Source organism: Oscillibacter sp. 1-3, from assembly GCF_000403435.2.
Taxonomy (GTDB): Bacteria; Bacillota; Clostridia; order Oscillospirales; family Oscillospiraceae; genus Oscillibacter.
This window is the reverse complement of record NZ_KE159707.1, coordinates 256,292-276,094: the sequence shown is the minus strand read 5'-3', so window position 1 is coordinate 276,094 and position 19,803 is coordinate 256,292. Positions and strand designations below refer to the sequence as shown.

General features: G+C 49.8%; 22 protein-coding genes. 21 read left to right on the top strand and 1 reads right to left on the bottom strand.

Annotated elements, in window-relative coordinates:
- The 14 genes from C816_RS21720 to istB all read left to right on the top strand — a co-directional run.
- Positions 1 to 1,513 (top strand): ParB/RepB/Spo0J family partition protein (locus tag C816_RS21720; RefSeq protein ID WP_016321834.1); only part of this gene is annotated, 1,513 nt, incomplete at its 5' end.
- A 6-nt stretch (positions 1,514 to 1,519) separates the two neighbouring features.
- Positions 1,520 to 1,804, top strand: coding sequence for a hypothetical protein (locus C816_RS07710; protein ID WP_016321833.1), 285 nt, complete (start codon positions 1,520 to 1,522; stop codon positions 1,802 to 1,804).
- A gap of 57 nt (positions 1,805 to 1,861) precedes the next feature.
- Positions 1,862 to 2,800 carry an ArdC-like ssDNA-binding domain-containing protein gene (locus C816_RS07705; protein ID WP_016321832.1) on the top strand — a complete coding sequence of 313 codons (939 nt, stop codon included), beginning with the start codon at positions 1,862 to 1,864 and terminating at the stop codon, positions 2,798 to 2,800.
- A gap of 173 nt (positions 2,801 to 2,973) precedes the next feature.
- Positions 2,974 to 3,870, top strand: coding sequence for an LPD25 domain-containing protein (locus C816_RS07700; RefSeq protein ID WP_016321831.1), 897 nt, complete (start codon positions 2,974 to 2,976; stop codon positions 3,868 to 3,870).
- A 10-nt stretch (positions 3,871 to 3,880) separates the two neighbouring features.
- The gene (locus C816_RS07695; RefSeq protein WP_016321830.1) at positions 3,881 to 4,480 is read left to right on the top strand and encodes a hypothetical protein; all 600 of its coding nucleotides are present in this window, start codon (positions 3,881 to 3,883) and stop codon (positions 4,478 to 4,480) included.
- A 16-nt stretch (positions 4,481 to 4,496) separates the two neighbouring features.
- Positions 4,497 to 4,889, top strand: a complete 393-nt coding sequence (locus tag C816_RS07690; RefSeq protein WP_016321829.1) for an LPD28 domain-containing protein — start codon at positions 4,497 to 4,499, stop codon at positions 4,887 to 4,889.
- 12 nt (positions 4,890 to 4,901) lie between these two features.
- Positions 4,902 to 5,762: a hypothetical protein gene (locus C816_RS07685; RefSeq protein WP_016321828.1), complete on the top strand. Its 861-nt coding sequence runs from the start codon at positions 4,902 to 4,904 to the stop codon at positions 5,760 to 5,762.
- A 12-nt stretch (positions 5,763 to 5,774) separates the two neighbouring features.
- The gene (locus C816_RS07680) at positions 5,775 to 6,590 is read left to right on the top strand and encodes a hypothetical protein (RefSeq protein ID WP_016321827.1); all 816 of its coding nucleotides are present in this window, start codon (positions 5,775 to 5,777) and stop codon (positions 6,588 to 6,590) included.
- A 136-nt stretch (positions 6,591 to 6,726) separates the two neighbouring features.
- Complete coding sequence (locus tag C816_RS07675) at positions 6,727 to 7,671, top strand: hypothetical protein (protein WP_242832157.1); 945 nt, start codon at positions 6,727 to 6,729, stop codon at positions 7,669 to 7,671.
- A gap of 63 nt (positions 7,672 to 7,734) precedes the next feature.
- Complete coding sequence (locus tag C816_RS07670; protein WP_016321825.1) at positions 7,735 to 8,133, top strand: DUF7007 domain-containing protein; 399 nt, start codon at positions 7,735 to 7,737, stop codon at positions 8,131 to 8,133.
- Positions 8,130 to 8,435, top strand: a complete 306-nt coding sequence (locus tag C816_RS07665) for a MobC family plasmid mobilization relaxosome protein (RefSeq protein ID WP_016321824.1) — start codon at positions 8,130 to 8,132, stop codon at positions 8,433 to 8,435. Before C816_RS07670 ends, C816_RS07665 begins: the two co-directional genes overlap by 4 nt.
- Complete coding sequence (locus C816_RS07660; protein WP_016321823.1) at positions 8,436 to 9,779, top strand: relaxase/mobilization nuclease domain-containing protein; 1,344 nt, start codon at positions 8,436 to 8,438, stop codon at positions 9,777 to 9,779.
- A gap of 127 nt (positions 9,780 to 9,906) precedes the next feature.
- Positions 9,907 to 11,112: an IS21 family transposase gene (gene istA, locus C816_RS23570; protein ID WP_016320838.1), complete on the top strand. Its 1,206-nt coding sequence runs from the start codon at positions 9,907 to 9,909 to the stop codon at positions 11,110 to 11,112.
- Positions 11,105 to 11,902 carry an IS21-like element helper ATPase IstB gene (gene istB, locus C816_RS07650; RefSeq protein WP_016320839.1) on the top strand — a complete coding sequence of 266 codons (798 nt, stop codon included), beginning with the start codon at positions 11,105 to 11,107 and terminating at the stop codon, positions 11,900 to 11,902. The genes istA and istB overlap by 8 nt, the downstream gene beginning before the upstream one ends.
- Positions 11,903 to 12,395: 493 nt before the next feature.
- Here the strand turns inward: istB and C816_RS07645 are convergent, their stop codons facing one another.
- Entirely contained in the window at positions 12,396 to 13,634 is a 1,239-nt protein-coding gene (locus C816_RS07645) for a hypothetical protein (RefSeq protein WP_016321822.1), read from the bottom strand.
- Between the two features lie 318 nt (positions 13,635 to 13,952).
- Here C816_RS07645 and C816_RS07640 point away from each other — a divergent pair, with 318 nt between their 5' ends.
- From C816_RS07640 to C816_RS07610, 7 genes are all read left to right on the top strand, one after another.
- Positions 13,953 to 14,285: a helix-turn-helix domain-containing protein gene (locus C816_RS07640; protein ID WP_016321821.1), complete on the top strand. Its 333-nt coding sequence runs from the start codon at positions 13,953 to 13,955 to the stop codon at positions 14,283 to 14,285.
- Positions 14,263 to 14,793 carry an RNA polymerase sigma factor gene (locus tag C816_RS07635; protein ID WP_242832156.1) on the top strand — a complete coding sequence of 177 codons (531 nt, stop codon included), beginning with the start codon at positions 14,263 to 14,265 and terminating at the stop codon, positions 14,791 to 14,793. Before C816_RS07640 ends, C816_RS07635 begins: the two co-directional genes overlap by 23 nt.
- A gap of 66 nt (positions 14,794 to 14,859) precedes the next feature.
- Positions 14,860 to 15,786, top strand: coding sequence for a DUF4367 domain-containing protein (locus tag C816_RS07630; RefSeq protein ID WP_016321819.1), 927 nt, complete (start codon positions 14,860 to 14,862; stop codon positions 15,784 to 15,786).
- 6 nt (positions 15,787 to 15,792) lie between these two features.
- A complete protein-coding gene (locus C816_RS07625; RefSeq protein WP_016321818.1) occupies positions 15,793 to 16,212 on the top strand; it encodes a hypothetical protein in 420 nt (139 codons plus the stop codon).
- 83 nt (positions 16,213 to 16,295) lie between these two features.
- Positions 16,296 to 17,324 (top strand): hypothetical protein, encoded by a 1,029-nt coding sequence (locus C816_RS07620; protein WP_016321817.1) that lies wholly within the window; start codon positions 16,296 to 16,298, stop codon positions 17,322 to 17,324.
- A gap of 61 nt (positions 17,325 to 17,385) precedes the next feature.
- Entirely contained in the window at positions 17,386 to 19,050 is a 1,665-nt protein-coding gene (locus C816_RS07615) for a hypothetical protein (RefSeq protein WP_016321816.1), read from the top strand.
- A 151-nt stretch (positions 19,051 to 19,201) separates the two neighbouring features.
- Complete coding sequence (locus C816_RS07610; RefSeq protein ID WP_016321815.1) at positions 19,202 to 19,468, top strand: hypothetical protein; 267 nt, start codon at positions 19,202 to 19,204, stop codon at positions 19,466 to 19,468.
- Positions 19,469 to 19,803 lie beyond the last annotated feature (335 nt).

Sequence of the window (19,803 nt, the reverse complement as noted above, 5' to 3'; positions counted from 1 at the left end):
TGCCGCCGCTCCCGGTAAGGCTGACGAGAAGAAGCCGCCGGAGCAGATCAAGGCGGCAGGTGTTGCCGCTCCCGGTAAGGCTGACGAGAAGAAGCCACCGGAGCAGACCAAGGCGGCAGATGCCGCCGCTCCCGGTAAGGCTGATGAAAAGTCTGCGGAGCCGACGAAAGACCCGAACCTGCGCTATGTCAAGATCTCGGATATTCAACCGCTTCCCGGCACTTATGTCAAGGATGCCCCCAGGGCAGATTACAGTGACCTGATTGACAGCATTAAAAAATCCGGCTTGGAAAAGCCGGTTATTCTCCGGCAGGCGGAGAAAGGCGGCTACCAGCTTGTAGATGGTTTCCACCGTTGTGAGGCTTTGAAACAGGCGGGAGTGTCGGAAATCCGGGCGGATGTGTATGACATGACGATTTTTGACGCCAGCCGCTACCGCAAGGAGCACAGAGCAAATCCTGACCTATCCATTCCTGGAACGCTGGTGCCGCTTTACCCGGATACTCCCAGCGTGGAGGGACGAGGCAGCGAAGCTCCGGAGACAGAAGATCCTCCGCTGGAGGATGTGAAAATCCCGTTGACACCCGTGGGACAGCCAGAGACCGTTACCGAATTAAAAATTACGAATATTCGTTCCTTTGAGGGTCATCCATTCAATGTCAAGGATGACGAGGATATGAAAAGTCTGGTGGACAGTGTGCGACAGTTCGGTGTTCTTGAGCCCGTCATGGTGATTCCCCACAAGGACGGCGGCTATGAGATGGTCTCCGGCCACCGGCGCATGAGAGCCTGTCAGCTGGTCGGAATTGAATCCATTCCGGTTATTATCCGGAATCTGGACCGGGACGAGGCCATCATCTCCATGGTGGATTCCAACCTCAAGCGGGAGAAGATCAGCCCCATGGAAAAGGCCCGGGCCTATCAGATGAAAACAGACGCCATGCGGCGGAAGGTCGGACGCCGTTCCAATGCGGAAATCCTCAACGGGGAAGCAAAACCCTTAAATGCCGATCAGGAGCTGGCCAAACAGGTGGGTGAAAGTGTCGCCACTATTCAGCGGTTCAAGACGTTGAATAAGCTGACGCCGGAATTGCAGGAGATGGTAGATCAGGGGAAAATTCCGGTCAATACAGGGGCGGACATTGCCCAAATGAAACCCGCCGAACAAAACATTTTGGCGGATGCCATCAAGCGGGAGGACAAGGTGCCCACCGGCGCAAAGGCAAAGGAGCTGAAAGAGGCAAGCAAGGCTGGGACGCTGACCGAGGATAAAATCAATCAGACAGTGGCTCCCACAAAGCGGGAGTTGGAACCTGAATTGAAGGTGACATTCTCCAATGAGGAACTGCGCTCCTACTTCCCTGACAAGAGCACTACCGTTGGGGAGGTCAAGCGCGTGGTATTTGAATCGCTGACCATGCGGCAGAAGGCCCTGGAACGGCGGGCAAGGGAAGCTGCGGAGAAGGGAAAGGCACCGCCGCCCGCAAAGACCTCTCCCAGCAAAACGAGGTAAGCGCCAATGAAAAAGCAAACGATAGTTGGGGGCTATACCATTATTGAGCGCAAGCAGGCCGGTGAGGTCATGGTAGTGGTCGGACATAATCCCAAGGCATCCTCTCCTTATGTCACCTGGAAAGCGTATGATTTTACTAATTTCACGTCATTCAACCATGGTCACTACTTTTTGACCCGGCAGGAGGCAATGGTTGACTACTTCCAACGTCTGGCGGAGGTGTGGGAACACTATACGCCCGCCCGTCATACCCCTCCCAAACACCGGGAGAATGATCCTCCCGCCAAATGATTTTGTTTCGAGCTGCCCGAAGAGGGCATTTTTCTTTGCACGAAATGAGGTGATTCTATGGGAAAAACATTGTCACCAGATCAGCTGAAGGTATGGACAGACCGACTGGAGGCCGGTGTCTCGGAACTGCACGACAGCCAGCGGTATGCCGATTATCTCTCCGCTATGTCTAAATTCCACCGATACAGCTATGGGAATATCATTCTGATTCTCCAGCAATGCCCTCACGCCCAACAGGTGGCAGGCTACCATAAATGGAAAAACACATTTGGCCGGCAGGTCAAACGTTATGAGACAGGAATCACAATTTTAGCTCCATGCAAATACAAATGTCAGGTTAAAGCGGAGACGGCTGGCGGGGACGAAGAACCTGTTCAGGACACCGCCGTTGTGGAAAAGTGTCGGTTTCGTACAGAGACCGTATTTGATGTGAGCCAGACTGTCGGGAGGGAGCTTCCTTCTTTGGGTATAGCGCAACTGACTGGCAATGTGGAGGGCTATGATTCCCTGATTGGGGCGTTAAAGGAACTTTCCCCTGTTCCGGTGGATACCGGTGTTCTGCGGGCAGGGGCGTATGGCTGTTACAGCCATGTGGAGGAGCGTATTATCATTCAAAAAGATCTGACGCAGGTCCAAACCGTGAAAACGCTGATCCATGAAATTGCTCACGCCAAGCTGCACACGCTTCCGGTACTGAACGGAGTGATAATGGGAAGTCATCAAAAAGGCAAATCAACCCGTGAGATAGAGGCGGAGAGTGTTGCCTATGTGGTATGCCAGTATCTGGGAATCGACACATCGGAGTATTCTCTGGGGTATGTGGCCGGTTGGGGGCGGGACCGGGAGATGAGAGCGTTCAAATCCTCTTTAACCTGTATCCGCAATACTGCGGCAGAACTGATCGGCGGTATTGAAAGCAGATGCCTCAAGCCGGAGATCGAGAGGCCAGCCGAGGAGGAAACCCGACGCCAAACGGATAGAACCGCGGTACGCTGAGATTTCACCGTGGATGAGAGCTTGATCCCCCGGGCCACGCTGCCTTTTATTCAAATTCATGTCCACGAAAGAATGTCCCTCAAATTGAGGTGAAATTCTTTTGCGGTGTAAGAAAACAAGCAATACCTTACCTGTTTTATGAGGATAAAACCGCATAGATTGGAGTGAATAACATGGAAAACCGTTTGAGAGAGATTGCCGGAAATTTGAAACAGGATGTAAAAGACCTTCTGGAGGAGAGCGTAAACATTGTAACGGGGCTTATCAAGCAGGGAGTTTGTACCGCCAATGGAATGACAAAGCGATGGAACGCTTTTACTAACGGACTATCCCAGGCGGCAAAAGCCCTTTTTGAACCCTTTTCCTATGCCCCCATTGTGACCGAGAATCAGCAGCCGCTCGTCACGGTGCGGGAGAGCACCTGCGAAGAGCTTCCCGTTGGAACCCGTATGACGCTGGCTGAGGCGGAGGAGCGAATTGAGGAACTGAATCTTTCCATGATAGATTCCGGCGGTCTGATTCAGGACGTGAAGGTGACGATTGATTACAGGATGGACGGCGAACAGGACCGCTACTGGCTCCCGCTCCAAATTGGATCAGGGCAGGGCTCTATGCTGGAGCAGATGGAATACATTGTGAGATCCTGCCTGCATTCCCCGGACTCCGTAACTCAGGACTTTTATACCGCCTCTCCCGGTTTGGGAAAACTGCTGCATGAGCATTTCGGCCCCCAACTCCATGAAGATTTGGAGAAGCTGGCAGAACGGGTTCTGGGTTACTTCCAGCAGCATTGCACCATCACCCGTCTGGAACAGCAATTCGCCCTCCAGGCACAGGTATTACCAGAGCGGGACCAACAACGCTTTCAGGAATCAGTAAAGACCGCCATTGCCAAATTCCGGAGGGCCACCAACACGGGGCAGGCCATGGAACCCGTGCGGGAACAGGCTCTGCCTGTTCATGGAGACGCTCAGCCCAGGCAGTCGGTGAAGGTGAAACTGCACAGGATCAAAGACGGGCGGCAGAAACAGCCGATGCTCCATAAAGCTCGGAACAATCCTCAAAGATAGGCGGTTCAGCATGGAGAAGCAGATCGAATTGATTCCTTTTTTGGAACGAGTGGTAGACCAGAATACAACGCATTATAAGGATGATCTTCAATATGACATCATCCGCTTTGGTGAGGCTGTCTACAAATTGGAGGCAGAGGAACGGGCCTTTTACTGGATGGCCCGCCCCTGCGGGACACAGACCGTCCGGGAACGGGACGCCTTTCTGGTGGGAAGTGACGGACATACCATCTGGACGCATTACACGTATGAAGCCCCGAAAATCCAAGCGTACCGCATTTTTGTGACAGGCGGCACCGGCGGGGAACCTGTGGGGACGGTTCGCAGGCTGGATTACCCGAAGCAGGTGAGGCGCGTCATGGCAAACGCCATCCCCGCCGTCCGTATGGAGCTGACCTTCCTGTCCGGAGAGGTTAGGGAAATCGCACTGGAGGACTACCCAAAAGAGCGGGAGTGGCTTTTCCGCGAATACGGCATGGCAAAACGGGTCCGCTATTGTCCAAGAGATGAAGATGATCTGCGGTTCATTTTGACCATAGAACAGCGGAAGCAAAAGCGGGGGAGACCCAGGACAGCAATAAAGCTGAACGGGTCTCCCGTCCGTGAATAATGAGGAGGCAATCATCATGTATTCTATTGACACAGTAAAAGAACGTATGGAGACAGTGGAGATTTTCGAGATTCCCGGCCTGTTTAGCGTAAAACGCATTGACCGCGTTGCAATTCCCAAAGGGATGTACGCCTATGATCTGCAAGCCTCAAAGGAGGACTGGGGCCAGCCCTGCCGGATTGGCTATCAAATCACAGAGAGGTACTTTGGTACTGTACTCACCGCCAGCCCGGTTGCGTTGCCGGAGAGCGGATACTGTGAGGCAGGTCCTCACGATTTTATCCAGGGCGAGAAAACGGAGCGGCTAACTGTGGCGGAATTTGAAGCCAAGTATCTCTCTCCCAACCCAGAAGTACAATGTCGCCATAGGCGGTGGAGACGCTGTTTTTCCAGCGTTTCCGTCAGATAGGAGGCTTACATAATGGCCAGTCAGCAGCCGTTCTACATGGTCAGCAGCTATACCGGCAATCTGCGGGAGGGGCAGCACATTGAGGTGCGGAGACAGATCCTTTATCAGGGAGAAAACGCTGATTTTAAGCCGTTTGCCCAATTTCCTGTGAAAGAACTTGAGAAGCGGCTGAAAAAAAGTCTGAAGGCGGAGAAGAAAATTTTCAATGAAATGCAAAGGGCCATCAAAGCCTGGGATGAGCATGGAGCAGAAACACTTTTGCTTCAAAAGGCAATAGCTTATATTAAGACACCGGTGGTCAAGCATACCGGGAACGAGTGGAAAAAGCGGAAGGACGGTGCCTGGGAGATCAGCAATCTGGTCTACCATATGATGTTCAAAATCGAGAAGCATGGTGACGAATGGCATCTGACCTGGGGGCTTCAATACACCGCCCCAGCTCTGCCGAAAGACTATATTCCTGCCCCCTATAATGGCTGGCCCAAGAGACGGCTTGAATACGAAAGCAACAAAAAATATAGGACACTGGATGGGGCACAGAAGTATATCCAGGCAAAATTCGATCAGTACGCCACCCTTTTTTCAGAGCTTTCTCCGCCTGTTCCTGAAGCGGTGAAACGGCTTTTCTGTGTCAGCGGGCAGCTTCTCCCCGGCTATACTCTCGCAGAACCGGAGCGGACAGAGCCGGACCGGAAGTTGGTGGACGAGCTTTTGAACTATCTGGGAGAAGGGGATCTTGATAAATCCTCCCCCGCCCAGGAAGAGCGGGCACCGCCCGTTCCGGAAGAGCAGGCCACACCCTCCCCCAAACCCGCACACCGAACCGCGAAGCCGCAAAACCGCAAAAAAGCAAAGACAAATCCCGTAAGATAAGGGGGTAGTTCCATGTCATTAAACCCTGGGAAGGAACTGAAGCTCATCTACTATGCAGGTCTTTCTTTAGAGAAGGCGGACCTCTCTGACCTGGCTGCGCTGACACGCGAAGAATTAAAAACAAGGGAGCAGGAGAGCGTAACAAAAGAAGAGGAGGTTTATGGCGAAATAGAGAATCTAATCAGTGAATGGGCGCGACAGGCGGGTGAGACCATCCGGCTGAGAAAGACGCTGGAGTATTTAGGGGTTCCGGCTGTCCGGCATACATCAAATCAGTGGGTCAAAGGAGACTATGACTGGTATGAGATGAGCAATATGGTCTACAAAATGACCTGCCGCGTTTCTGAGTCGACAAACTGGCGCTCACCCCAAAGACCCCGCCCAATTTATTGGGAACTCACATGGTCTCTTGTGTTTAATACGCCGCAGAACCCGGATTACTCTGGGCATGGGCGGCAAATCGCTGGACAGCGCCAGAAACGATTTGATGACAAAGCCGCTTTGGAGAAATATCTGCGGGGCCGGATCAAGGCATACGCGCATTTGTTCACAGAGCTTTCCCCGCCAATCCCAAAAGAACATTGCCGGCGTTTTTGTGTCAATGGCCTTTTGCTGCCCGGATATGCCGTAGACAGTCCGGAGGTAATCGCTCCGGACGAGAGCGCCGTAGAGGAGCTGCTGGGCTTTTTGAATGACGGCGATTTGCCCGGGGACAGTCAGGAAACGCAGATTGCTCAGCAGCCAGAAACTTCCCCGGAGGAAATCTGGAGCAGGCACAGGAAACAGCGGCAGGAGACCGTACAGAACAAACAGGCCCCGACACGATAACAGCGGCGCAAATGCGCCGCTGTCCTAGCCAGCATGGAATTTTGACAGCAAAATTCCGCTGGTTAGGGGCACAGCCCCTAATACCCTAGCCGCAAAATATCCCTCAAATTGAGGGATATTCCAGCCGCATAAGAACATGGAGTTTACATTCTCAAAACTCCTCTGTTTTCTTCGTTTTTTGCATTTTTTGCCGCAAAATAGTACCGTTTCCATAGGCGGTGATAAAATGCTTTCATGGGAACCTCTCAATATTTTGAGCTTTGGAGCGGGGACGCCCAGCACAACCCTTGCGCTCATGTCCTGCGAAAATGCCCTGAGAGGCCGTCCGGTCTGGCCTCACGTACCCATCTATCATGCTGTCATTTTCTGCGATTTGCACGGAGAGCCGAACTGGGTCTATCGGCAGGCGGCGTTTGTCGCCTCCGCTTGTACCGCGGCGGGAATCCCCTACTATACGTTGGACGCAAATTTATATAGAGATTGGACAGAGAACTTTGGCCGTGCCCGTGTCTCAAGTATCCCGTTTTGGACGTTATCCGCTGATGGGAAAAAGGGGCGGATGCCACGTCAATGTACTTATGATTACAAAATCAAACGGATTGAACAGTTTGTGCGGTATGAACTACTGTGTTACAGACCAAAAGAGCGCGCTTTGAAAATAGACATTCATGCCCACACGCTGCATATGGGGATTATGTGGGAAGAGAGGCACCGGGCTAAGGAGAGCAAGCAGACCCTTTTCGTCAATCGCTATCCACTGATCGAGATGAAGTGGACCAGATCCGCTTGCTATACATACAACCGGGATGTCTGGGGCCTGGATACAAAGGCGAGCTGTTGCCTGTTTTGCCCATTCCACACAAATTATTTTTATCGCTATATCCGTCAGAACGAACCGGCCTGTTACAATTGCGCTCTCCAGGTGGACAGGATTGCGGAGATATACCAGGCGCGGCCGCCGGTAAAGAGCGAGCTTTTCCTGTCGAAGTCCAGAAAGAGGTTGCGGGACTTAAACGACGCTGATTGCAATGACGTCAAATATTTTTGGTACAAGAGCTTTCTAGTTTGGGACGGGTTTTGATCCCAATATATTCAAGCAAAATATCCCTCAATTTGATGTGTATTTAATTTAAGGAGGTCGTAAATGAGAGAACCCAGTTTTTCGCCATGGGGTGAAATACAGAGCTGCGATACGTTGTATCCTGGAATCTATCTTGTGACAACGCCGGGACACGGCGGAATCATAGTGGAACCCACAGCTGCTTTGTATCTGTCCTCGAATGCCCGCAAATGCGGGTTTCGGGATGGCGGATACCTCTGCTTTGAAGAGGACTGCTGTGAGCAGGTGGTACTCCGGGAGCTGCTGGATCGTGGGATGTGGAAGCTCCCGGAGCGTATTAAAGACAAAGAGGGGTTTGAAAAAGAAATCAACCGCACCATTGAGAAATACCATCCGAACTACTGGAGGGCAAGAGCGGCGGGGAAAACTGTGCCCAGGCCAGTTACATGCTCCAGGCAGAGAAAGGAGGCTCCCACACGATGAGACCCTACAAAACCATCACCCTGCGGCTGAATGCCGCCGAGTATGCCCATCTGAAAGCTCTGTCGGATACCACGGGGCTGAAAATGGAACCGACGCTGCGAAAGTTGGTAATGGGTGTACAGCTTCGGCCACGTCCGCCCGACACCTATGCCGCACTGCTGCGGGAGCTGTCAGCGATTGGAAATAACGTGAATCAGATTGCCCACAATACCAATGCTGCAAAAACGGTGACGCAAGCCGAGATTGACGAGGCGGTGCAGCTGGTCCGGCAAGCGTGGCGGCTGGTGAAGGAGGCCCTTTGAGTGGCATATACCAAAATTATTGTCATCCATAAGCGGCTTGACAAGGCGGTGGGGTACGCGCAGAATCGGGAGAAAACCACCCTCTCCCTCTCCGATGCCCTCCGCTACACCATGAACCAGGACAAGACGGAACAGACCTGTTTTGAGACCGGAATCAACTGTGAGATCACCAGGGCCTATCAGGATATGCGGGAGACCAAGGAACGCTGGGGAAAGCGTGAGCGAATCCGGCAGGGTTATCACATTATCCAGAGCTTTGCCCCCGGCGAGGTTACGCCGGAGGAAGCCCACGCCGTGGGCACGGAGTTTGTCCGACGCCTGCTGGGAGACCGCTATGAAGCCGTCGTAACCACCCACCTGGATAAAGCGCACTTGCACAATCATGTGATTTTCAACTCTGTCTCCTTTGTGAACGGCAGCATGTACCGGGACCAGCTGAAAGATTATTTCGGAGGGGACGGCGTAGGCATCCGCGGAACGTCGGACGCGATCTGCCTCTCCCATGGTCTCTCGGTAATAGAACCAGAGGAAGCAAGCCGTGGAACAATGCAGCGGGCCGAGTGGGAGGCGGGCAGACACGGAAAGCCCACCAGCCGGGATCTGATCCGGCAGGACATAGACTGTGCCCTGCGGGAGGCCTACACCATGGAGACCTTTTGGAAGGAGCTGCGGCGGCGGGGCTATACCGTAAAGCGCGGCCCCAATGTCAAGCACACCGCCATAAGGCCCGCCTGGGGAGAGCGGAATATTCGTTTGGACAGTCTGGGCGCGGGCTATACGGAGACGGAGATCCAATCCCGCCTTGCGGCCATCCGCTCCGGCGAGGTCCCGCTGCTTGAACTGCCCAGGCTTCCCATTCGCTCCCCGTTCCTGACGCCCGGCTGCCGCTACCGTGTCCGGGGCGGGATACCCCGGTACAAGCCGCGGAAGCTCACGGGCTTCCGCGCCCTCTATTTCAAATACTTGTATCTGCTGGGAGCTGTCCCCAAACGCCGTCCGAAAAACCGGGCGGCTTTTTTGCTGCGAGAGGAGATTTTGAAATTCGACCGTTGCCAGCAGGAATTTCTCTACTTGACAAAAAAGCATATTGAGACTGCGGAACAACTTTCTATGCAGTATGACGCCCTGCAAGCGAAGATCGACGCATTGACCGATTATCGCCGCAGCCTTTATGGGCTCCGCCGGACTGGACACAGCGAAGATGCCATCAAAGAGGAGATTGCCAGTATTACGAACCTGTTGCGGCCTCTGCGCCAGGAGATGAACCTGTGTGCTCGGATTGAAAGCAATCTGTCCAAAATGGAGGAGGCAGTCAAAATTGGGCAGGAGTGTCAGCGCCAGTGATAAAATGTAAGAAAACGCCGAGGAAAAAATGTAGTTTAGTGGCGGAGGTGAAGGGAAAAAGATAGACTCCCAATCAGGGCGAGAAAGAGCCCGGAAAGGGAGTCAGAAAATGAAAGGAGCACAGTGGATGGATATCCGAAGCGACAGACAAAAAGGGCTGAGCTATGTGGAGCTGGGACGGAAGTACCACATGGACCCGCGGACGGCAAAGCGGTACGCGGAATCGCCGCAGAAGCCGGAGTACACATTGAGCGAACCCAAGCCAACAAAGATGGACCCGTACAAGCAGATCGTGGACGAGTGGCTGGAAGAGGCGCCGTATTCAGCGTTGCGGATACTGGAGAAGCTGCGGGAGATGGGGTTTGACGGAGGTTACAGTATTGTCAAGGCGTATGTGAGCAGCCGGAAGATGGACTTGAATGAGAAAGCAACGGTGCGGTTTGAGACGATGCCAGGAAAGCAAGGGCAGATGGACTGGGGATTCTTCGAGGATCACCTGGTATACGAGGACGGAAAGTGGAAGAAGCTGTACTGCTTTCTCATGATTCTGGGGTACTCAAGGATGCGGTACATCGAATTTGTCACAGATATGAGCACAAACACGTTGATACGGTGCCATCAGAACGCGTTTCGGTATTTCGGAGGCTACCCGGAGGAGATTCTGTACGATAACATGAAGCAGGTAGTCATCAAGCGGCTTTTGAAGCAGGAGGACTCCACACTAAACCGGCAGTTTGAGGACTTCGCGGGATTCTATGGATTCAAACCCATCCTGTGCCGGCCATATCGTGGTCAGACGAAAGGAAAAGTGGAGCGGACGGTGCAGTTTGTGCGGGACAACTTCATGGTCGGGATCAAGTACAACAGCCTGGCAGATTTGAATGGACAAGCCTTGGCTTGGTGTAATAAGGTCAATGGCAAAGTCCATGCCACCACCAACGAGATTCCCTTTGAACGGCTGCAAAAAGAGGGGCTGAGTCCTCTTTCCCGTGAGTACATCATCGACAAGATCAACCTTAGGCGGGTACAAAAAGACTGCCTCATCTCATACGCCGGGAATCAGTACTCCGTGCCAGCGGAGTACATCGGCAAAGATGTGGCAGTCGTGGCCCTCGACAGTATGCTGGCCGCCTACTATGAGGGAAAGCAGATCGCTCTGCATCGAATATCGTATCAAAGGAAGGACATGGTTGTCAATCCTCAGCACTATAGAAGGATTACGCTGAAACAGACAATAGATGCGGAAAATGTTCTGCTGGAACAGGGCAAAGTAATAGATTTCCCCTTGAAGCCCTCCGATTTATCCAGATATGACGAGGTGCTGTATGACTGAATTTACTATGGACAGGCTGAGGGAAAACCTGGAAGCCCTTAAAATGAAAAACACCCTGGAGATTCTGGACAACTACCTGGAACGGGCGGTGGCGGACAAGCTCAACATTGTGGAGGTTTTGGATCACATTTTCTCAGAAGAAGCCAAATCCAAGCGGAGACGGGCCTATGAGAAGCAGATCCAGATGTCTGGCTTTCCCATTAAGAAAACCCTGGACGACTTCGATTTCTCTTTCCAGCCCTCCATCGACAAGCGCCAGATCGATGAGTTGGCTACCATGCGCTTCCTGGAAAACGGGGAGAATGTGGTCTTCCTCGGCCCGCCCGGCGTGGGCAAGACCCATCTGGCCTCCGCTTTGGGCCTGGTGGCGGCACAGCACCGTTTCTCCACCTACTACATCAACTGCCACCAGCTCATTGAACAGCTCAAGAAGGCCCATTTTGAGAACCGTCTGCCGGACAAGCTCAAGGTTCTGGCCAAGTACAGGATGCTCATCATCGACGAAATCGGCTACCTCCCCATGGACATCCAGGGTGCAAACCTGTTCTTTCAGCTCATTGCCAGGCGGTACGAGAAAACATCCACCGTCTTCACCTCCAACAAAACCTTCTCCCAGTGGAACGAGGTCTTTGCCGACGTCACCATCGCCTCCGCCATCCTGGATCGTGTACTGCATCACTGCACCGTTATCAACATCAAGGGTGAGTCTTACCGCCTGAAGGAGCGCAAGGAATTTATGCGCCAGAAACAGCAAATCGTAAATACTCTTTTCCTGCAAGGAAATAACTGATTCTGTTACCCCCCCCCGCCGAAAAACTACAAAATTTCTTCGGCGTTTTCTTACAATTTCAAATTGGCGTTGACAGTCGGAATTTGCCTCAATTTGATAGAAATTAAAGCTGGATTATTGTTTTAATAGCTGTATTAAGGAACAAATAGAAGACCGCAATACATAAAGGAGCCAGCCAGTGGTGAAACACCACTGGCTGGACAATACGTTTCGCCCCGTCGGTCAGAGCCAGCCTCGGGCAACCGCCTCCGCATGGGTTATAAAATCCGGGTGTTCTTCACTCCGAAATGTCTCAATTCAAGACAAAATTTCATCCAAACAGCGGATTTTTCCTCATCTATATTTGTCTCACATAATGTGGCATCGAGAAGATTTCCCTCTAACAAAGCGTGGTTGTCCTGCTATTGGTCATTACAGCGAACGCCGCCAGCAGTTTCGTGCCGTCTTTAGAGTTGGTCCATCCCTGAGCGAAGCGTTGTAAGCTCTCGCCTTTTTATGATTTATTGGACTTTGTCTGATAGTCAGAGGAAGACTGAAATACGTCCTGATAGCGGCCAACATCCTGAAGTTTTTGCGTATTGCGCAAGGCCCATTTCCCGTCTGAATCTTTCACAAACTCATACATATAATTTATGGCCTCAGCATCCTGACATACACCAAAGATAGTATTATCCTTCATGAAGAACGCTGGTATAGAGGTGCCCTTAAAAATGTTCATAGATGTCCGAATCAGTGAGTAATCATCAGTCTCTACATAATTGAGCAACTCATAATCGCTCGCACAAACATACTGCCTTGAATCCATACCAAATGATTCAAAAATATAATCGGCCCGAGTTTTATTATAATCGTTTCTCACTTCCTCCGAAGAAGGAACTGCTTCATTATAATCGTTTCTTTCTTCCTTGGAAACAACTGTTTTATTTACAGTTGCCTGATAGTCAGAAAAAGACTGAAATAGGTCCTGATAGCGGCCAACATCCTGAAGTCTTTGCGTATTGCGCAAGATCCATTTCCCGTCTGAATCTTTCATAAACTCATATATATAGTTCATGGCTGTAACATCTTGGCATACGCCAAAAATAGTATTATCTTTAATGAAGAAAGATGGCGTAGTAGTTCCATTTTGAATATTCATATATTCACGAATCGACAGGTATTCATCCACTTCCGTGTATTCAAGCAAGTCAAAATCACACGCATATACATACTGCGTTGGATTCATTCCAAATTTTTCAAAAATATAATTAGCACGAGTTTCGTTATATAGAACACCAATTTCTCTATTATAAGAATTATCCTTTTCTGCTACACCGGAGGTATAATATTCACTCGTGAAAAAGGCATCATCGTCAGTCCAATAGTCCTTTTGCTCTCCATACTTCGTCATATACTTAATGTGACCATACGCTACAATTATAAGTTCTGCAACCTCGGGAGGTATAGACGACTTCCTTGCTGATGCAGTTACTTTCATCCTAGATATAGTGGGATTTTTCACTGTTCTGTTATTGAAACCATACTCGTTTAGGTCACCATCCTGAATGCTCACCTGAGCATACAGTTCTGATAGCCCAGAATCGGTGTTGGGTTCAATAGTAGAAGAACCATAAATCCATAAATCTGTAAACCAGTGTTCTGCATAAACATCTGCAAAATACGCAGATGCCGTAATAGACAATGTGAGAATTGCAACCATAATAATTGCAATTATACATTTTTTTTTCTTCATCTTGACTTTCCTCTGCAGCCTTTCTTGAATTGGGAATCTTTCTCTGACCAAAAATGATGGAAATGATTCTTACCGTTTTGTATGTTCACCTTACTGCATTGGACTGCTCCTTTCGTGCCCCCGGTGGTGTGGGATCGCAGGTTTCCATGGCCTCCTAATATATATAGTGTCTGGAAAACCGAAAAACCGGACAAAACTCGCAGAAAAATTTTTGTATCGCTTGAATTATACCATAGATAATAATAAAATTATAAATAGTCGCTTCAAACACCGTTCTATTGGAAATACAATTGTTACCCATAGAACGGGGGCGTGAGCATGGAAAAACAGGAGTTCCTGAAAACAGTCAGTGAAAACATAAAAAAGTACCGGGCGCAGAACGGTTTGACCCAGGAGAAATTCGCGGAAAAGGCGGGAATCAGCCTGCCCTTCTGCGCCGCCATTGAAACTGAGAGGAAGGCCCCCAGTGCGTTCACACTGCGGAATATGGCGGACAGGCTGGGCGTCACCATGGACTATTTCCTGTATCAGGATTCCGTACAGGCTGAGATCAAAATGATCTCCGAACAGCTGGCGGACAAGCCCGCCGCGTATGTTGAGTTTATCGGGCGCCTAATTGCGGTATGCAATGACTTCAACGACACAAAATAGAGAAAATGCCGGAGGGGGTATTGCTTTGAGCGGTCAAGAGAAACATCTGTTGCTAGAAGCATGGTATCACCAGTATTCAAAAGTTCTCCTTCTCTACGCCTGTCAATTTGTAGATTATCATTCAGCGGAAGAGGTCGTGCAGGAGACATTCCGTGTGGCATGGGAGACGATCCAGGAAAAAGAGATTGAATACCCAAAGACATGGCTGCGGAAAATTACAAAAAATGTGATTAAGAACCGTGTTCGTGAACGAGAGAGATGGAAAGATCTGCTTGCCAATGTGGATGAAGTGCCGGAGGAGGCCTTGGGGAAAAGCGAGGACCCCATTAACGTTGAACTGGAGTACGAGGGGCTGATCGACCGGCAGGACTTGCATTTGCTCAAGCTCCTGGCGGTCGACGGCTATACATACTCGGAGGCGGCGAAAGCATTGGACACGACTGTGGAGGCCTGCCGGAAACGGGCAAAGCGGGCGGAGCAGAAATTGCGGGAACTGCTGGGAAAATAAAATTTTTTCAAAATGTTGTCCGCTTTTGAGGTTTTCCAGACACTATAATAATAAGGAGGTTTCAATATGCCTGACCTTGATCATGATAAGAATAGCCCATATCCTTTTCTGAGCAGGCTCAGCACAGAGACATTGAAACAAATTTTGCGGGTTGACTTTGAATTGGAGGATTCCGATACGCCGAAAAACGATGAGTTTATTACCTGCGTGATGGAGGTGATCGCACAGCGGGAAATAGAGACAGCGGAATGTTCAAAGTTTGATGTTGACGCGGGCTGGAGAGATTTTCAGCAAAACTACCAACCTGGAGAAAAGGGCGCTGCCTCGGTATGCGGTGAGATGGTGCCAGACGGACAGACCAAAAATAATGGGCAAGAAAGACAGGCTGATTTGAGACCCCGGCGGCCCAGGCGGGCCATTCAACGTGTTCTGCGGATTGCGGTCATTGCAGCGATTGTGGCAGGCCTCTGCATGGCAGCTGCAAGCGCCCTTGAGGTGAACATCTTCAAGATGGTCGCGGAGTGGACGCAGGATATTTTCCAATTCCGTTCTGAAACAACCATTTCTCAAAATGCGGCGTATGAATCCGGCGCTTTTCTGGGAGATGATCAGACGCTGAAAGACCTTTTGACAGAGGAGAACATTACCCAGAGTGTCTATCCAAAATGGATTCCGGAAGGATATACATTCTTTGAATCAAAGGCTTTTCCTAACGACGATGATCCTCTGTTTATAGCAAAATATAAAAGCGAGTCATCAGAAAAGCCGATTACCGTATCGGTAACTGTGTACAGCGAACCAGAAGGAAGTTGGATTGAAAAAGACGAGGGAGATGTTGCAATCTATGTTAAAAATGACATAGAGCATTACATCATGAGCAATAACAGTCTTTTAGTATCAGCGTGGTTTATAGACAATATGGAATGTAGCATCTATGGTGAAATTTCAGAAGCGGATATGAGGATGATGATTGATTCCATTTATGAGGAGTAGATTACATTGAAAAAACTATATAAACACAGTTTGACCATCTTTTTCCTGCTTGCCTTCTCCCTCTCTTTGTGTGTTGCTGCAAGCGCCGCCGTCTATTCCAGTGACTATTTGGCCAAATATAGTGCTACGATTTCTGCTCAAGGTGGAGGGGTGATGAAAGTCTCGTATACTGTCATGGCCACTGACACAATAAAAGAATTGGGCGTCAGCAAAATCGTGGTGGAGAAGAAGGTCGGAAACTCCTGGATTGAAGCAGAGACTTATACTAGCAGCGATTATCCGGAACTGTCTACTACGAACGATGATGTTCACAGAGGATACGTTTTGTATGACGGAGTGGCCGGCACCGAATACCGTGCAAAAGTTACCGTGTTTGGAAATACTGATTACCGGACAGTTACCACAACGTCAAAGCGGGCAACCTGATTGCCGCCGACGGGTAAAACAAACCTCAAATTGAGGCAAGTTAACGCTGTATTATATCTTTTTACAAGGAGGACGTAATCTTTATGAAAAAGAGACGCCTTTATGCACGTTTTTTGGGACTGTTAATGTGTGCCGTTATGTGTGTTGGAGCTGTTCCCGCTCATGCGGCTGAATCCACTTATACAGACTCCAGGTATGACTTTAGCTCTGTTGACACCCTTGACGCGTACGACCAATATGAAAAAAAGGTATCGACTGGCGAGGCGGAGCATGTTTCGCCTGAGGGCACAGAGTATGTTGTGGTATACAAACATAACTCAGTGCATACTATGCAAAATCGTCCGATTAGCTTTTATAGGTATGGTGCCTTTTTGCGGGATAACAGCGAAGAACAAAACTTTATGTTGTATAACTTGGAATACTCAAGCGTTGGAACTATCCCGCAGAATGTACTGACTATTTATGCTGATCCGGAAGTCAATTTTACGCTTACAGACCGTAGCGGCAAACAGATTGTCAGCCAAAATGGAGTTAGCATGGCCAGCAAGGTAGACTACTATAACAAGACAATCGATAACGGACATATGGTCTATTATATTGAGATGAATCCAGATCCAACCAATGTTTGCCAGCAAATGCTCAAATTTAGTACGGATTCGACGAACACTCAGCCCCATTATTCATTCTGGTTTGGAACTCCGGTAGTTGAGGAAAGAAGTGCCAACGGCGGTACTTTTTCATTGAGTGTGCGAAACCCCAACAAATCTTCTTTGTCTACGAGCATATCTGTGAGCAGCGGAATCCCTCAAAAAGCATGGGTGCATACAGTAGTTGTGAAGTACCTTTCCTCAAGCAATTCCTCAGCTATCTGGTCGGCTAGACTAAAGGCGACCATGCCCCAGGCTACAAAGCCTCTTGTAGATAGATCGGTGCCCTCAAGCGGAGCAGAAGTAGAATTTATCGATTATACAGAAGCGTCTGGAGCACCAGCAAGAGGAATCTATAAATTCCAGCTTACCAATGTTGATTGGAAGTACAACGCAGCTACTAATGCCACATATACATTCAAGGGGGAAGTGGTAGTTAACTACCTTGCCGCTTTTGGCGCATAATGCTACCCCCCCTCTGTAAATCACAGAGGGGGGCTTTTAATCCTTTACAGGAGGGTAATATATGAGTGGTATCCAAGGTATATCTGGCCAGCCATACATTGGTTTGCAGCCCGGAAAAACGCCCAAGTGCATCAAAACGGAGGCCTCCAAAGCGAAGGTAGACCAATTTTCCTCCAGCGGCGCCATGTATGACCAGGTGGAGGAAAAAAGCCTCCCATTTACGGCGGAGATGGCTGCAAAGCTGGCTCCGGAGTATGACGTACAGAGTATGAGCCGCAATGCATATACAAAATTATTGGCACAACTGCGTAGCAGCGGCATATTGACAGGGCAGGAGTACAGCGCCGCCTATGGCGGTACAATGCCGGCCCATGAGCAGGCTATTTCCTGGCCGCACGGTAATGAGACCACGGACTTTATGCTGTTTCTCCAGAAGTGCGGGCAGCAGTGTGACCACGCGATAGAGTCCGGAAATTATTCCAGCGATGAAGAACGCAGGAATTGTGAGCTGCTAACTTCTGTCTATTCCAAATTGAACGGAATTTTTCAGCAAATTCATTCTGCAAAAACACAGGCGGGGCCTGATACCAAAGCCTCTGCACAGACAAGGGTGTACAGTGATGAATTTAATCGGCTGTATGAACTGCTGAAACAGGATAAGAATTATGCTGAAAGAGTGTTGAAAAAACCCGGAGGGAATTTTGACCGGAGAAACCCGGTTAGGGTGCAATTGATGAAGGAGTACCTCCTATCCAACGATGGATTGCTAGAGGATTATGCTAAGCACACGTGGATCAGCAACGCGGAGCATAATGCGAGACTTGTGAAATGGAACGCAGAACATCCCAACCGTAAACTCAACGGATTTTATGACATGCCGTCGGACTATACCGGATATGTGAACGAGTTCAAACATATACTGCGGTATGGCTCGACAGAGGAAATTTTTAACTTGTGCAACGATTTTGAAAATACTTTTCTCTCAAGAAAGTTCGTCAAAACACAAAGGCTGACAGAGGAGGAGCGCTTTCTATTTCCAGATGCCGCAAATTATGAAAGGGGTCACTGGCAGAACTTTAACGAGGGAATGAGTTCTGTCGAAAACGAGATACGGGAAGAGTTTGATCGGGCGGGGTTCAGCCTGGATATTGATCGGGAATATCAGTTTTATCTCAATACGGAAAACTTCAGTTTCTCTGTGAAGGGTGGGACAGAGGAAGAAAACCGGCTGATCGAGAGTGTTATCAATAGAAATCCTGGGGAGGGCTATGTGTTCAACCCGCTTAAGACCACGATTTACGCGCTTTATTTCCACAGACAGCCGGACCTCAGTTTCACGCCGTGGCGGGCAGATCATCTATCTGCCGGGGATATGGGGAACTATGGAATCGCAAATATCCCGGAGAGCTATACGAAAAAAATGGGACAGTATTTGGCGGCATATCGCAGGAGCGAAATGAACAGAAATTTACAGTACCGTTTTGGTTTTGGTATTGATGATATTTCGTATGTGAATGGACATTGGCAGGGAAGCACTGATGAAATCACACAGATGATAGAGAAAATGAATCAAGATGGAACCTGGGATAAGCAGATCGGGGACGCCTATCGAAATCTTATGAAGGAGTATACGGGGACTCCCGTGTTTCAGGAGCCTGTATTTGTATTTCGGAATGGCGAATTTCATGTGACGTATGAAAAGCCGGTTATCCAGGAGAACCAATAATCCAGTTCTATTTTACTCATGCTTCTGGTGTTGACAGCTTTATTGCAAGAACAATATTTTTCTTAAACAAGGGAGAGAGAACACCGTGCAATTGCACGGTGTTCTCTTTTGCTTATTTTAGTTTGTGAAATTCTTTCAGGAGGATATTCCAATGCCAAGAATTAAGAAAAAGGAGGCGGGCCGTGTACCAAAGAACTGCGGCCCTCGTACACCGGCTAAATACGCAGGCCGCATAATGAAGCGTGCATATCTCAAAAGACGTGCTCAGAGCCGCGGTGAGCAGGAATCGGAAACCGGATACGCCACTGGACAGGTGGAGCGTACGGCGGAGTGGGCCGCGGATGAGATGGCCGCCGCTATTCCGGCTGTCATCAAAGGGCAGTTGGCCCAACCAAAATTGAAAACAAGCGGCAGTTGAATCCGCCGCGGCCAGGACCGGCAGATGTGATTGAATCTAAAGGAGTCCTTCACTCGATCCGCCGGAGATGCCCCAGGTATCCTCCGCGGTTTCCTGTAATCGTACGGTATCGCATGGTCTGAAAAAGCGTTCTGCCGCCAGCCAGCTGAAAAAGCGTATTGCCAATGATCCTGTGGTCACTTCTCCTGTGGAGACCACAGCGAGGAGAAAAAGCGCGGACAGTCCTTTTATAAAATCAGAAACGGTACTGCGCATGGATGGAACACGGCAGTACAAAACCGCGGACATAAAACAATATTCTACTGCGGGTTCTCAGAACGCCGGGACCAATTGTC

Excerpts from the sequence above, each read along its gene's own strand:
- C816_RS07640 (WP_016321821.1), top strand. The coding sequence starts at position 13,953 with ATGGAAAAACAGGAGTTCCTGAAAACAGTCAGTGAAAACATAAAAAAG.
- C816_RS07710 (WP_016321833.1), top strand. The coding sequence starts at position 1,520 with ATGAAAAAGCAAACGATAGTTGGGGGCTATACCATTATTGAGCGCAAG.
- istB (WP_016320839.1), top strand. The coding sequence starts at position 11,105 with ATGACTGAATTTACTATGGACAGGCTGAGGGAAAACCTGGAAGCCCTT.
- C816_RS07615 (WP_016321816.1), top strand. The coding sequence starts at position 17,386 with ATGAGTGGTATCCAAGGTATATCTGGCCAGCCATACATTGGTTTGCAG.
- C816_RS07670 (WP_016321825.1), top strand. The coding sequence starts at position 7,735 with ATGAGAGAACCCAGTTTTTCGCCATGGGGTGAAATACAGAGCTGCGAT.
- C816_RS07705 (WP_016321832.1), top strand. The coding sequence starts at position 1,862 with ATGGGAAAAACATTGTCACCAGATCAGCTGAAGGTATGGACAGACCGA.
- istA (WP_016320838.1), top strand. The coding sequence starts at position 9,907 with ATGGATATCCGAAGCGACAGACAAAAAGGGCTGAGCTATGTGGAGCTG.
- C816_RS07695 (WP_016321830.1), top strand. The coding sequence starts at position 3,881 with ATGGAGAAGCAGATCGAATTGATTCCTTTTTTGGAACGAGTGGTAGAC.
- C816_RS07690 (WP_016321829.1), top strand. The coding sequence starts at position 4,497 with ATGTATTCTATTGACACAGTAAAAGAACGTATGGAGACAGTGGAGATT.
- C816_RS07675 (WP_242832157.1), top strand. The coding sequence starts at position 6,727 with ATGGAGTTTACATTCTCAAAACTCCTCTGTTTTCTTCGTTTTTTGCAT.
- C816_RS07645 (WP_016321822.1), bottom strand. The coding sequence starts at position 13,634 with ATGAAGAAAAAAAAATGTATAATTGCAATTATTATGGTTGCAATTCTC.
- C816_RS07620 (WP_016321817.1), top strand. The coding sequence starts at position 16,296 with ATGAAAAAGAGACGCCTTTATGCACGTTTTTTGGGACTGTTAATGTGT.
- C816_RS07685 (WP_016321828.1), top strand. The coding sequence starts at position 4,902 with ATGGCCAGTCAGCAGCCGTTCTACATGGTCAGCAGCTATACCGGCAAT.
- C816_RS07665 (WP_016321824.1), top strand. The coding sequence starts at position 8,130 with ATGAGACCCTACAAAACCATCACCCTGCGGCTGAATGCCGCCGAGTAT.
- C816_RS07610 (WP_016321815.1), top strand. The coding sequence starts at position 19,202 with ATGCCAAGAATTAAGAAAAAGGAGGCGGGCCGTGTACCAAAGAACTGC.
- C816_RS07680 (WP_016321827.1), top strand. The coding sequence starts at position 5,775 with ATGTCATTAAACCCTGGGAAGGAACTGAAGCTCATCTACTATGCAGGT.
- C816_RS07635 (WP_242832156.1), top strand. The coding sequence starts at position 14,263 with ATGACTTCAACGACACAAAATAGAGAAAATGCCGGAGGGGGTATTGCT.
- C816_RS07700 (WP_016321831.1), top strand. The coding sequence starts at position 2,974 with ATGGAAAACCGTTTGAGAGAGATTGCCGGAAATTTGAAACAGGATGTA.
- C816_RS07630 (WP_016321819.1), top strand. The coding sequence starts at position 14,860 with ATGCCTGACCTTGATCATGATAAGAATAGCCCATATCCTTTTCTGAGC.